Genomic DNA, 14,525 nt, shown 5'->3' on the forward strand with positions numbered 1-14,525 from the left:
TTGCATGATGAGTGAACAAATCCATCAAAAGTTTATTGAAACATTCAAAGAGCATAATAAACGGCCCATTGCTTTATACGGGTTGGGGATTACTACAAGAAAGATTTTAGAATTGCATGAACTCTATAATTTTGTTGGTATTGTGGCCAATGAAAGAATCGGTGAAGTTGTGTATGGAAAAGAAGTTATGTCTATCGATTCAGTAATGAATAATGCCAAATTAATTATTATTGTTTCTCAAATGAAATCAGTTAAAACAATCTACAATAGAATAAAGCACGCTGAAGAGGCTGGTTTAGAAATATATGATTTAACAGGTGAAAATTTGTCTAAGGATCATGAGAACGAATTTTTTGATGAGCCATACTGGAAGAAGAACATTACAGAATTAAAGAATCATATTGATAGAAGTGATATCGTTTCATTTGATCTATGGGACACATTGATTATGCGAAAAGTTCTGCATCCAGATCATATTTTTGATATCGTTGAGTCCAAGTCAAAACCTTTTGTGGATAATTTGAATTTTAGCTATTTAAGGGTTAAAGCAGAGCAAACATTAATAGATATGGGGTATATTCCAAATTTGACAGAAATATATGAAGAGATCCAAAACAATCAGCCTAAGATCGATTCACAGTTGTGGCCACGGTTAATGGAACTGGAGATTGAGACGGAAAGGAAGTACTCAATTAAGAGAGAATCTATTGTTTATCTACTAGACTATGCTAGGGAGCAAGGTAAAAGGGTCTATTTAATATTTGAAACAAGCCTTACAAGCCCGCAGATTCAAAGTCTTCTTGAAAATTGCTTTATTAATGTTGAGAATTGTGAGTGTTTAATCTCTAATGAAATTAGAAAGACAACTCGAGATGGCTCGATCTATAAGTATTTTAATGAAATTGCCGGCACAGGAAAGAAAATGCACATTGGTAATAGAAATGTTGATAAGGTCAAAAATTATAATATCGAAGCAAATTATTTGGCGACTTCATATGAGTTATGGAGTAAATCCTCAATTCGTCATATCCTTCCGAAGGCGATAACGTTAAACGACAGCATCTTATTAGGCGTCCTAGCATCGAAAGCGTTTAACGATCCGTTCGTTTTATCCTCTTCTAAAGGTAAAATGGAGATTAAAAATTTATATGAACTTGGATACTATTGTTTCGCTGGCTTGACAATAAAGTTCCTTACTTGGCTTACAGAGAAATATAGATTTAATCATAGTGCTGTTATTTTATTCGCTTCGCGAGATGGGTATCTGCTACATCAATTATACGAAAAAATAAGAAGTCAACAAGTTGATTTGGGGTTGCCTGAAGGCATCTATTTTTATATATCCAGAAGAGCGGTAAACGTCGCTTGTATCCATTCGGAAAAGGATATAGCAAATATTGTTCGTTCAGTATTGGATTTATCAAGAGGTAAGCTTAATCAAATTTTAGGGCAACGGTTAGGTATTGATTTCGATCCTAAGGATGAGATTCTGAATTGTGAACTAAATACAATTCAGGATACCCAAGATAGCGATCAAATTATAGAACGAGTACTTGAATATAAGCAGTTAATTCTCAGTAATGCTTTAAAAGAGCGAGTAAACTATCTCAAGTATATAGACCTGGTCCTTCAGAATAAGTACAATGATGACCGTGAGGTATACTTCTTTGACTTATATACAAAAGGAACAAGTTTTCATAATCTCAAAAAATTACTCTCAAATATGAAATTGATATGTTTTGATGTTAAAGATGCCCCAATGAATATATCTCCAATTTGGATGAGATACAGCGATTGTTTGGAGATGCAGGAGAAACTCGTTTCTCTTTTCAAAAATTTTATCAGCTTTTTGAAGTTGCGTATGCGTCATCCGAAGGACAGTTAAAATGCTTCGACGAAAAAGGGAACCCTCAGTTTATAAAGTCTAGTGAGTATAACCACAACGAAATTATAGCCTTGCAGAGAGGTGTTCAAGACTTTATAGCTGATTTGGAATACTTAAATGAAAGTTGGTATCTGCAACCTATTAATTTAGGCATGGTAGATTCGTTTAGTGAAATGATGGATGTTAAGAGAACGATTATGCCACCAACACTAAGTAAGGGTTTTGGGTATTATGACAGCTTCGCCTCAGAAGAAACGATGAATATCTGGGAAAATATGATTTAAGGAGATTATTAGTGCGAAAAAAGATGAAAAGTACTTTGTTGAATGTAGTTTATTCACTTCAACAAGCGACCTCTAATTTAGAAACACTTGTTCATGCTGGGCGATATACCGATTCGTTAGAAGTACTAAAAGCTTGTCAAGAAGGTGCTATAAGTATTGGAACTACAATAGAGCAGCAGGCTAACCAAGATACTGGATACATTATCAAGAAATTAGAAAATTATTGTGAAAGTGTCTACCAAGTTTATATAAATGTAGAGAATGCAGATTATCTTGCGAGTAATCCGTTGAAAAACTTAGCTGACCAATTGCACGATATAGAAATATGTATTGAGAGTGAAATTCACGTGAAATATGAGGTTGTATTTCTTCCATATAAAGCTTCCATGTGGGATTCAATGGAGAGCGTATGGAAAGCTGCGAATGAAGATCCGAATTGTAATTGTTATGTTATTCCTGTCCCATACTTTGAATTTATTCAAAATCCAAAAACACAATTGTTAAGATATGAGGGAGCCGAATTTCCATCATACGTTCCGACTATGCCATTTAATAACTATGATTTTAAGCAGCAAATGCCTGACGTAATCTATATACACAATCCATATGATCAATACAATAATGTTACATCTGTTCATCCTTCGTTCTATGCTTCTATATTAAAAGAGTATACCAATCTTCTTGTGTATATTCCTTATTTTGTAACCGGAGGATCAATCTCAAAAAGTCTTACTTCGTTACCGACATACCAATTTATGGATGTAATTGTCACTCAATCGGAAAGTGTGAGTAGTTTCTATAAAGGTAACGTCGCTTCAGAAAAATTAGTCGCGCTAGGCTCCCCAAAAGTAGACAAAGTACAAGTGCTTTCTAAAGAAAATAGAGTAATACCGATAGAGTGGGAGTCCATTATCCAAGATAAGAAGATCATTTTCTATAATACAAGTCTATCCAGCTTATATGAATATAAAGAAAAATGCCTTGAGAAGATGAGGGATGTATTTACTTGTTTTAAGGGCAGAGAGAACGAAGTGTTGTTATGGAGACCACATCCTCTAGTTAAGGCTACATTAAAATCAACGTTTCCACAACTCTATCAGGAGTACTGCGAGATAGAAGAAGAATTTATATTTAGTCAAATGGGTATTTTGGATGCAAGTCCGGACATCTCACTTTCTGTAGCGATTTCAGATGCATATATTGGGGAAGAAGGCTCTTCTGTTATTCATTTGTTTGGGGCTACAGGAAAACCAATATTTTTACTCCATTTTGGAGACGAAGATATTAACCGACTAGGATTTGCAGATGCCCATCTAGAAGGTGAAGAACTGTGGTTTACTCACGCTCATTATAATGCTTTATGTAAAATGAACATTCACACTGCTCAAGTTGAGATTATGAATAGTATCCCCAATGAGCTTCCAATAAAAGATCTGTTGTATCACGATATCGCTAAAGTAGATCATAAATTATACTTTGTACCAAGTCGTGCAGAAGAGATGGCCATTTATGATATGGAAAACAATAAATTCGAAAAAGTTGCATATGAAAATGAGAATGATAATGTTTTCTCTAAATTTACAAGAGCAGTGCGACTGAATAATTTCCTGTACTTTTTACCAGTGAATCATTTTGCTTTAGTCAGGTATAACGTAACGGATGGAACCTTCAAATATTATTCTGAAATAGTAAAAAAAATAAAAAAATATTCTTTGAATAATAATCAGGGTCTATATTTTATGAATGCAATTGTTCAAGAAGGCGACTTGCTTTTTTTGGCAGCTGCTCAGACAAATATAATTATTGAATTTAATACAGTTACCGAGACTATAATACTGCACAAAGTCGGAACTAAAGAAACAGGATTTTATCGTATGGAAAATGACGGTGAATACTATTGGTTGATTTCAAATGAAGATGGACCAATAGTTAAGTGGAATCGTAAAACAAATCAAACATTCGAATATGATAAATATCCAAAAGGATTTTTGTCAGAAGGAAAAGGATTTTTCAGCATAATAAATTGTGCCACAGACTATATGCTGTTATTCCCTAAAAAAGGTAATATGATTGTCGAAATTAATAAAGAATCAGGGATTATGCAAGAATACATTTTGGATTTGCCATACAAAGAAGGAGAAAGGAAATCAGAACAACATAATTGGCCGAATAATTACTATTTTGTGAAAAGAATTAACGAAAATCAGATCGTTGCACTTACAGCATATGATAGCTCACTGCTATTTATAAATACTGAAACTCGACAGGTAGTTATGAAAGAGAGCAAATTTATTAAAAATGAATCCAGACTATATTATCAAGAATGGGGCAGCAATCTACCTTATGCTTGTAGAGAAGGACTACTTTCCAACGTTGAAGACTTTCTTGACGGTTTAGATAAATATAATATTGAACACAGTGTAGCTCAAAAAAGAGCGTATCAAAAGGTTATTAATAACATGGACGGAACAAGTGGCTTGAAAATACATCAACATATAACTAACCAATTAAAGATCACGAATCAATTGGAATGTGCGGAAAAAGGGCAGTATTAGTGGAAGAAGAGGGAAGGTGAAAGAGGTGGTAGTAAGAGATTATATGGCTTCAGAAGAAGTGAAAAAATTATGGGCTGTGGAAATGGATCTGATTGATAGATTAAAAGAAGTATGTGATAGACATAATCTTACCTATTATATGTCGGGTGGAACATTGCTGGGAGCAGTTAGACACCAGGGGTTTATTCCTTGGGATGATGATGCAGATTTTCTAATGCCCCGAAAGGATTATGAGAAATTAAAACTAGTTGCGGCTAAGGAGTTTACAGAGCCATATTTTTTGCAGACTGAGGAGAGCGATCCTGGCTTGTATTTGGGGGGATTTGCAAGACTTAGAAATAGTCATACTACTAATATTACTTATGCTCACATGAGCTGTAAGGCGAATTTTGGGATTTGGATAGATATTAGTATATTAGATTTTCTTGCTGAAGATAAGTCGAAAAGAAAAATACAAGTTAACAGAATTAGATTTTTTCAAAGATTAATGTATGCGAAAACATTTAAAAGAAAGGAAGGGCTGTTAGAGTTATCCGATTTCCATTGGTTCTTATTTAAATTAGGAACTAAAATGTGTTCGAGAAGTTGGATAAGTAAACAGCTTAAAGCAGCAAGCTCTTCCTGTGAATACTCTAAATTTGTAACTAGTTTTGCATATCATGCTGATCAGTATTTTCCTATAGAACTGGAGACAGTAGATTTTAAAGATGTAACTCCTATGAATTTTCAGACAATGCTATTGCCCGCTCCGGTTGGATTCAAGAATTACTTATATTTGAAATATGGAAGGGAGTATATGGATTTGCCTCCAGAGGAAGAACGTAAGCCCGCCCATATTGGAGTGTTGAGTATCGAGATTCCTTATACTAAATTCATTATGAATTCTGACAATCTTAAAGATGTAACTGATAGTAAAAACGTTGTTATTTTCGGAGCTGGACAGATGCTTCAATACTATTTAGAAAGAACAGAAAATAAGCGCCCGAAATATATCCTAGATAATGATCCAATGAAGTGGGGAATGTCGATACAAGATATTGATGTGAAATCGCCACAGTATCTACTAGATGAAAATGATAAAGAAACAATTGTTTTAATTTGCAGTATCCATTATAGGAGTATTGTGGAGCAACTAAAAAATATGAAAATCAGTGAATATGCAATTTTTGTACAGAATCAATATTGGCTTTAATTAAAAATAGAGGGAGGTATTATGGACAATCTATTTGAGACTACAGTCCAGAGGGCATTCAAAGAACAGTTCAACACTTATAAAAATAAGAAGATTATACTTTATGGGACAGGGGTAGTAGCCGAGTTCATCCTGAATAATAACCCCAGTTATAATATTATAGGTTTAATGGATGGGAACAAGAAACACGGAGAGCTATTAGGTAAGAAGGTATATTCCTATGAAGAGGTGTTGAAAAACAAGCCAGATATTATTATCGTCGCTACTGCTAAAAGAAATATAGAAATGATCTATGATCGGTTAGCTTATTTTTGTCATACCAATAATATACCATTGTACTCTGTTGATGGAAGAAATTTATTTACTGTTTATGGATATCAGGGGCTATCCGATTCCCAGATACGTTATTTTGATGTGCATGAAGAATTACTAAAGAGTCAAATTGAAAAAAATGAGATCATTTATTTTGATATTTACGATGTTCTAATCATGAGAAAGACATTAATCAAGTTGGATGTATTGGATATTGTTGAATATAGATTAACTCAAGCTAACATTAAGATTCCTGACTACATTAATGCAAGACTCAAAGCCGAACAAGAAGTTATGAGGTCACACGGCACAATCAATGAAATATATGAAAAGTTAGCTGAAATCAGCAACATCTCTGTTGAGAATGCTCTTGAAGCTATGGCAGTTGAGCTAGAAGTTGAGACGTCTATTACTTGTAGTCGGAGTTCAATCAAAGCTATGATGCGATATGCTTTAGATGAAAATAAAAAGGTATACTTGGTTAGTGATACTTATTTTCAAAAAGAATTTTTAGAATCACTGTTACTAAGCCAAGGAATAACTGGCTATTCTGATTTAATAATCTCAAATGAACATAAACGAACAAAACGTGAGGGATTGCTCAGTTTTTGGGATAACAATTATAGCAATGAAAGTTCTCTTTATATAGGAGTGGACTCGGAAAATGAAATAGTCCAGGAAAACCAAAGTAAGTTTAACATCTTTTTGATCAAAAGTGCATATGACATGTTTCTTTTATCTTCATATAAGGATATGATCTATAGCCTCAATAATATCAATGAGCGCTCTCTGTTCGGACTAATTGTAGCCAAATTGTTTAATTCGCCATTTGCACTCTATAATTCGGATGGAAAACCGAAAGTCGATAGTAATTATAACTTTGGGTACGTTTTTATAGCTCCACTGATTATAAAGTATGTATTTTGGATCATAGGTAAGATGAAGAATGAAAAATATGATGATGTATTATTTGCTGCTAGAGATGGGTGGATTACACATAGGCTGTACTCTATTGTGCGTGAGAAAATGAGGATGGACATTCCAAAAGGGATATATTTTCAGACGTCAAGAACACTCTGCACTCTTGCTTCCGTGAAGACAGAAGAGGATATTCGGTGGATAGCTGAAGTACCTCATGCATATGAGCCTGAACAGATGCTTAAACGTAGATTCGGATTAGCTAATTCAGAAATACATGAGTACGTTGAAGAAAATCATGTGGATTCAGTGTGGTATGCATATTACCATAAAGAAGCTATATTCTTAAACGCAAAACGTATTCGAGAAAGTTACTTGAATTATATAGAAAGTTTAAATCTGAAATCAGAAGGAAATTACGCTTTCGTGGATTTTGTCTCTTCAGGGACTTGTCAATTGTTATTGGATAATATTACTACATTCCATTTGGAAGGATTATATTATTGCAAATACAATAACAATGATGAATCAAAATTAAATCTTTCAGGTGATGCTATGTTTGAGAATATGGTAGAACAAGTCTATTGTAGCCATTCTTACGAAAATTACTTGTTATTAGAAACGGTGATGACTTCGCTGAATCCTTCCATTGCAAGCATGGGCCTTGATGGTGAATTTATATATGGTGAGGAAGTAAGAAACGGGAAGGAAATGATGTATGTTCAGGAAGTCCATCAAGCTGTCGAAGACATTTTTTTAGACTATATAGAGAATATGCACATTATGAATATTGAAATCAATAAATTTGTGGTAGATAGCATTTTTAGTTATCATCAATCAAGATATACTAACGAACAGTGTGAAATTTTTGATAACTTAAGGTTGATGGAAGACTTCGGCCAATGGCATATGACATTACCACGAGCAACTTAGAAGGTGGATAAGAAATGACTTTACTCATAACACAATATTATAAAAGTGAGAATGATGAAGTAGAACTCAGTCAGGAAGAGATGGATATCTGTAGTTATATTTCACAGAATAACGAAGATAACTATGATCAATTGATATCAGAGGATCCGAGGTGGAATGTTTTTCTACAACTAACACGACTGAGGAAATCATTGTTAAACTGGTATGACTTTAAACCTGGCTCCACTTTACTTGAAATAGGTGGTGGTTTCGGAGCTTTAACTGGTCTCCTCTGTGATCATTGTGCAGAAGTTGTTTCAGTGGAGGAGTCGCTTCAACGAGCCAAACAAATTGAGGAGAGACATAAAAATCGAACAAACCTTAAAATATATGCCGCCAACATTAAAGATATTCCATTAGATCAAAAGTTTGATTATATTACTCTTATTGGACTTTTGGAATTTGAAGGAAAAGGGAGTAAGGACAGATTAATCTACAGTGACTTTTTAAGATCAATAGGTGAGCGTCTTAAACCTGGTGGAAAACTTATCATCGCTGTCGAGAACAGATTTGGCTTGAAGTATTTGTGTGGTGCGCCTGATCCATACTATGGAATTCCGTTTGCCCAAATCAATCAAAGCTCTTACAAAAAGGGAACAGGCTATTCTTTCAGTAAGCAGGAATTAACTACAATAATAGAAAATGCAGGTTATAAACATTTTAAGTTTTATTATCCTCTGCCGGACTATAGATTGCCTCAATTGATCTATTCTGAGAAATTTATACCTAAAACAAGTTTGAAGGAAAGATTAACCCCGTATTATATTGATTCTTCTTCACTGCTGGCGTATGAAAACGATCTGTACGATGATGTAATTGAAAACAATGCGTTGGAATTTGTGGCAAATTCTTTTCTGGTGGAATGCTCCTTGAATGATATGGATTTTTGTAATGTAATTTATGCTGCTGTCTCTACTGATCGTGGACGGAGAGACGGGTTCGCAACAACAATTCATAGTGATGGCAATGTCAAGAAAACACCTTTATATTCAGAAGGGTTACCTCAACTGCAAAACATAAAAGAAAACCACGATGAATTAGAATCGAGTCAGTTAAAAGTAATTCGAACGCTCATCAAAGAAAATAGATTAGTTATGCCTTACGTAGCTTACGATACTTTATCGGATTATTTAAAGCTCATCATCCGAACGAACCCTGAAGAATTCATATTGTTATTTGATCAGCTATACAACAGTATACTGCAATCATCCACTAAAACTGAACACATGAATCCTTCCTTTCATGGCTATAACGACTCATTGGACTATGGAGTCATTCTGGAAAAGGCTTATATCGATATGATTCCGGTGAACTGTTTTCATCATGATAACGAGCTTATTTTCTTTGATCAGGAGTTTGTGAAGGAACACTACCCTGCTAAATATGTTTTGTTCAGAGCGTTAAAATATACGTATTTTTTCATTCAAGATGCAGAAAGATATATCCCGCTCGGTGATATGCAGGAAAGATACGGGCTTAATCATTTGTGGGAAGAATTCGAAAAAGAAGAATACAACTTTGTATCCTTGAACCGAAAATATAACGAGTATCATAATTTCCTTAAAAGAACCTATATAGACCGAAACGGGATGCGCGTTAATGCAAAAAAATTATTAAAAGCAAATCGAAAAAATGATTAAGGGGAACTGAGTATGATCAGCGAGAAAGATTTTGTAGTAAAAACATTTAGAGAGAATTTCTCTGATTTCAAAAATCGTAGGATTGTTCTGTACGGAATCGGTTTTCATACTCAAGCTATTCTCTCTGCGTTTCCTGACTTCAATGTCATTGGATTAATGGATCCGGTAAGAACAGGTGATATTTATAACAAGAAAATACTAACATTTGAGGAAGCCTCTGAATTGGATGTTGAAGCCATTATTGTGATAGCGCGCTCAAAATCAGTTAAAATTATATTTAATAGGATTTCTAATTTATATGTTGATAGTAATGTTATCCTCTATGATGTTAATAAAAATAATTTGTTTGAGTTGTTTGATGACCAAAGAATTTCGGATGAGAATGAGTTATATTTCCAGGTTAATGAGGATTCACTAAAAGAAGAAATATTAAAGCATGAAGCTATCAGTTTTGATATTTTTGATACGTTAATGATGAGGAAAGTTCTTTATCCTCAAGACGTATTTGATTTAGTTGAAGGGAAGGCTCTGCAAATTGGATTAAGTGTACAACAATTCAGACAAAAAAGAGCTGAGTCTGAGCGTTCATTATTAATGAGAACAAACCCTAATATCTATGAAATATATGAGGAACTGCAAGATCTAACTCAAATATCATCAGAAGAGAAAGAAGAGTTATTAGCGCTTGAGCTGGCGACAGAAAAAGAAGTGCTCATAAAAAGAGAAAAAATGGTTGAGTTACTTCAGTATGCAGTCGCTCATGGTAAGGATGTATATCTCATCTCTGATATGTATCTACCGAAGACCATATTACTTCGTTACCTTTCTGACTTGGGTATTCGTGGATTTAAAGATGTATTTGTTTCTTGTGAATATCGTACGCCTAAATGTGATGGTTTGTTTGATATTTTTAAAGATAAAGTTAAAGCAAGTAGTTATCTTCATATAGGGGATAATTATGATGCGGACTATACGTTTGCCAAGTTACATGGTTTGGACTCATTTCATATAAAAAGTTCTTTGGAAATGCTAGAAATCTCATCTTATCGTAGTATTTTTAAGAGCTTAACTTCTATTAATGATCGGTCTTTGTTAGGACTTCAGTTATCCCGGGTATTTAACAACCCCTTTGCTCTTTATCAGTCTGATGGTCGTCCAAAGCTCATTTCGACGTATGACGTTGGCTATTCTTTTGTTGCCCCTATTATAACCAACTTTGTACTGTGGTTGCTTAAAGCATCGAAAGAGGGGAATTATGATAAAATTTTGTTTTTAGCGAGGGATGGATACTTAATACAAAAACTGTATCAACAGGCCACTCGTATTTTGAATATGGAAATCATGCCAGAAAATGAGTATTTTCTTACTTCAAGAATGATCTGTGCAGGATCATCAATCGTTTCAAGAGAAGATATTATTGAGATTGCCAAAATACCCTTTACGGACTCACCTGAAGAGTTGCTAAAAACACGTTTTAGTCTAGAGAATATTGAAATACTATCATATAATCCGAAAATAACTGTTGAAGAGTACGTCTTAATGCATGAGACAACAATCTTATCACGCTCATCTGTATTAAAAGAAAATTACATGAAATATATAAGACAATTTAACTTTTCAAAAGAGGATAAAATAGCAGTATTCGATTTTGTCTCAACGGGCACTTGTCAAATGTATCTTACAGACCTACTTCCTTGTGAATTAACAGGGCTATATTTCTTGAATTATAAAATTAATAACCTCAAGAAGAATCAGCTATCAATTAAGGCATTTTACGAAAATGATTTCACATATCAAACACAAAGCTATATTTTTGAAAATTACAACTTTATGGAACTAGTTGTAACTTCATTTGAGCCCTCATTAGCTTCTTTTGATGAGGATACTAATCCTATCTATAGACCTGAAAAACGAACTGAGAAAGAGATGAAATATTTAAGTGAAATGCATCAAGCGATTACAGATTTCTGCTGTGATTATATTCTTAATGTATATCAACAATCCGCACCTATTAATAACATGGTTTCTGAAGTAATGTATAGTTTTATTCAAGGGAAATTCACAAATATCGAAAATGAAAGCTTCTATAATATGGTATTAATTGATGATTTCGGTGTAGGGGAAATAGAGGTAGTTTGTTAAAGATTTGTTGGGATATATGCTGTATATACAGGAGAAATGTAGAGAACTGGTAATTAAAAGAAAGCGCCAGAATTAAATTTGGACGCTTTCTTTTAATTCAGGTTCAACTTTTTTTTGCTGAATTCTGAATTGATTGACGAATTTGTGTAGAACTGGTTCCTTTGGTGTAAGGGAAAAATTCAATATTAGAGCCAAGTTGGTTTAAACGATCCTTATCTTTGTCCCAACTTGGCTCATCTTTCCAATCATCTCCAGAAAAAAGACAATCAAACTGATAGATTTCCCATGCTTTTAATTTGTCAATATTATCCACAGAAACCAACACAGCTTGATCTACATATTTAATCGACTCAATTATCGTACGTCTTTCTTCTTGAGAAATAAAAGGTATTATGTTCTTAAAGTGCATTACTAGTTCATCTTCTAAAATTCCCACAATTAAGAAATGACAACGTTCTTTTGCTTTCTTGAGTAAATTGAGATGTCCTACATGGAATAAATCGAAGACTCCAGCAATGTATCCGACCTTGTAAGGAGGTTCTTGATTTATAATATCTTTTAAACGATCCATTTATTTCACTCCTACTATTTTTTTGAAGACGCGTTTGTCTAAGCGTATTTTAAAAAAAAATGCATGTAAAGTCTATTTATATGCGAATTTTAAATACCTCTTCATTCTCTCTTTAATTTGACCGATAAATATAATAAATAATTCCATCGGGGGATGAACGATGAATCTACAGTTCTCACTTTCAACGAATTCAGTGAACAACAGTACTTCAAGTTCTTTAAGTCAACCAAGTGAAGCATCAGTAAATTCGAACACACAACTCATTCAAGCAGTGAGAAACGGCGTTGATATGTCTAAGCTTGAACGCCAAGGGATTAGCATTCCGTCTGGTGACGAACATCTTATTAAAGCGATTGACAAAGCTGTAAAAGCCCTTCAGGGACCTACAACAACTTTGGAGATGAGCGTTCATGAAAAAACTCACCAAATCTTAGTGAAAGTCCTGAATAAAGAAACCGGTGAATTGATTCGCGAGATTCCACCTGAAAAAACATTAGACTTGGTAGCCAAGATGATGGAAATTGCGGGTATCCTAATTGATGAAAAGGTATAGGAGGTTACTATAAATGAATATGCGAATTAATGGCTTCTCAGGTATGGATATTGACAGTATGGTCAAATCTCTTATGACAGTGAAGAGAGTTCCGCTTGATAAGTTAAATCAACAGAAACAGATTCTGGATTGGACCAGAGATAGCTATAGACAGTTAAACAGTAAAATTGTGCAGCTAAGCAACAAATTGCAACAAATGGATTTGTCCGCAGCAACAAACACACAAAAATCGACGGTTAGTGGAAATACAACAGCAGTTAGAGCAGAGGCAAACGTAGATGCGATTTCTGTAACAATGAGTGTTGAAGTGAAAACATTGGCTAAGAAAGCAAATTTGCAAAACTTAACAGCGTTAAATACAGGGACGCCCGACGAAAAAGCAAGCTTGAGCACTACGCTAGCGCAGCTTGACCAAAGTAGTACACCTCCAGCACAATATGAACTTCATATTAATGATAAATCGTTAGTATTCAAAAATACAGACTCTTTATCAACCGTAATTTCTCGTATTAATTCCGAAATCCCAACAGCTAATGCAAGTTATGATGAGATCAGTGGTAAGCTAACGATCACCTCAAGAGAGAATGGGAAAGTAATCACGGGGACAGGGGATGGCGGGGCGGTAATGCCGAGTTCTTTATCGGGTTTGCTGGGTTTACAAGCGAATGGGGCTGTAAAAGGTGAAGTAAACATTACCACTTCTTCGGGTACCCGGAAATATGAAACTACTGGAGATACATTGGTTGTCAATGGTGTGAATTTGACCCTGTTAGAAACGAACGTAGGCTCACCCAGCAAGGTTTCAACACAGTCTGACCCTACAAAAGCGATGGAGACGATAAAATCCTTTGTTGATACCTACAATGAATTATTGGGATTAATGAATACGAAATTATCTGAAGCGAAGTATCGTGATTATACACCTTTGACTGCAGAGCAAAAAAAGGACATGAAGGAAGACGATATTAAGAACTGGGAAGAGCGCGCAAAAAGTGGCCTTCTAAAAAATGATACGATTCTAAGCTCGACCGTAGCATCAATGAGGTCTGTCATTTCAGGCAACTTGAAAGTGCTAAGTGAGGCAGGAATAACAACTGGGCAATACTATGAGAAGGGTAAACTACAGATTGATGAGGTTAAACTTAAAAGTGCGTTGGACAGTAATCCTGATAGAATTCTAAGTGCTTTTAGAGGCCCTTCTAATGACGCTAACAATCCTGCTATCTTTAGTGGATTGAGAAAAGAATTGAATTCAACTTTGGATATGTTAGTTAAAAAAGTAGGTACTTCGAAGCAGGATGCGGACGCTAGCATCGCATTGAAAACAGAAAGTAGTATGGGCCTACAATTGAAAAACTACAATAGTAGGATTTCAGACTTGGATAGAAAAATGACTGTTTGGGAGACTCGATATTACAAACAGTTTGCCGCTATGGAAAAAGCAATGAGTCAATTCCAGTCCCAGTCCTCCAGTTTAGCAAGTTATTTTCAATAAATTTAA

The 14,525-nt window shown here is 34.6% G+C and carries 10 protein-coding genes; 9 read left to right on the plus strand and 1 reads right to left on the minus strand.

The window, feature by feature from the left end:
• The first annotated feature begins 4 nt into the window (after window positions 1-4).
• The 7 genes from C0Q44_RS08595 to C0Q44_RS08625 all read left to right on the plus strand — a co-directional run bounded on the left by C0Q44_RS08595 (window position 5) and on the right by C0Q44_RS08625 (window position 11,900).
• A complete protein-coding gene (locus C0Q44_RS08595; protein WP_105406892.1) occupies window positions 5-1,885 on the plus strand; it encodes a hypothetical protein in 1,881 nt (626 codons plus the stop codon).
• A 152-nt stretch (window positions 1,886-2,037) separates the two neighbouring features.
• Entirely contained in the window at window positions 2,038-2,169 is a 132-nt protein-coding gene (locus C0Q44_RS30845) for a hypothetical protein (protein ID WP_258166216.1), read from the plus strand.
• Window positions 2,170-2,180: 11 nt separating this feature from the next.
• On the plus strand, window positions 2,181-4,724 hold the full coding sequence (locus tag C0Q44_RS08605) for a hypothetical protein (protein ID WP_105406894.1): 2,544 nt from the start codon (window positions 2,181-2,183) through the stop codon (window positions 4,722-4,724).
• 16 nt (window positions 4,725-4,740) lie between these two features.
• On the plus strand, window positions 4,741-5,916 hold the full coding sequence (locus tag C0Q44_RS08610) for a LicD family protein (RefSeq protein ID WP_105406895.1): 1,176 nt from the start codon (window positions 4,741-4,743) through the stop codon (window positions 5,914-5,916).
• A gap of 21 nt (window positions 5,917-5,937) precedes the next feature.
• On the plus strand, window positions 5,938-8,079 hold the full coding sequence (locus tag C0Q44_RS08615; RefSeq protein ID WP_105406896.1) for a hypothetical protein: 2,142 nt from the start codon (window positions 5,938-5,940) through the stop codon (window positions 8,077-8,079).
• Between the two features lie 14 nt (window positions 8,080-8,093).
• On the plus strand, window positions 8,094-9,758 hold the full coding sequence (locus tag C0Q44_RS08620; protein WP_105406897.1) for an SAM-dependent methyltransferase: 1,665 nt from the start codon (window positions 8,094-8,096) through the stop codon (window positions 9,756-9,758).
• 12 nt (window positions 9,759-9,770) lie between these two features.
• Window positions 9,771-11,900 (plus strand): hypothetical protein, encoded by a 2,130-nt coding sequence (locus C0Q44_RS08625; RefSeq protein ID WP_105406898.1) that lies wholly within the window; start codon window positions 9,771-9,773, stop codon window positions 11,898-11,900.
• Window positions 11,901-12,003: 103 nt separating this feature from the next.
• Here C0Q44_RS08625 and C0Q44_RS08630 read toward each other — a convergent pair whose 3' ends face one another.
• A complete protein-coding gene (locus C0Q44_RS08630; protein ID WP_105406899.1) occupies window positions 12,004-12,471 on the minus strand; it encodes an FAD synthase family protein in 468 nt (155 codons plus the stop codon).
• A gap of 160 nt (window positions 12,472-12,631) precedes the next feature.
• On the opposite strand from C0Q44_RS08630, the gene C0Q44_RS08635 reads away from it, so the two are divergent.
• Window positions 12,632-13,024 (plus strand): flagellar protein FlaG, encoded by a 393-nt coding sequence (locus C0Q44_RS08635; RefSeq protein ID WP_105406900.1) that lies wholly within the window; start codon window positions 12,632-12,634, stop codon window positions 13,022-13,024.
• Between the two features lie 13 nt (window positions 13,025-13,037).
• The gene (gene fliD, locus C0Q44_RS08640) at window positions 13,038-14,519 is read left to right on the plus strand and encodes a flagellar filament capping protein FliD (protein WP_258166217.1); all 1,482 of its coding nucleotides are present in this window, start codon (window positions 13,038-13,040) and stop codon (window positions 14,517-14,519) included.
• The last annotated feature ends 6 nt before the right edge of the window (window positions 14,520-14,525 follow it).

This window comes from Paenibacillus sp. PCH8, assembly GCF_002968835.1.
GTDB lineage: Bacteria > Bacillota > Bacilli > Paenibacillales > Paenibacillaceae > Paenibacillus.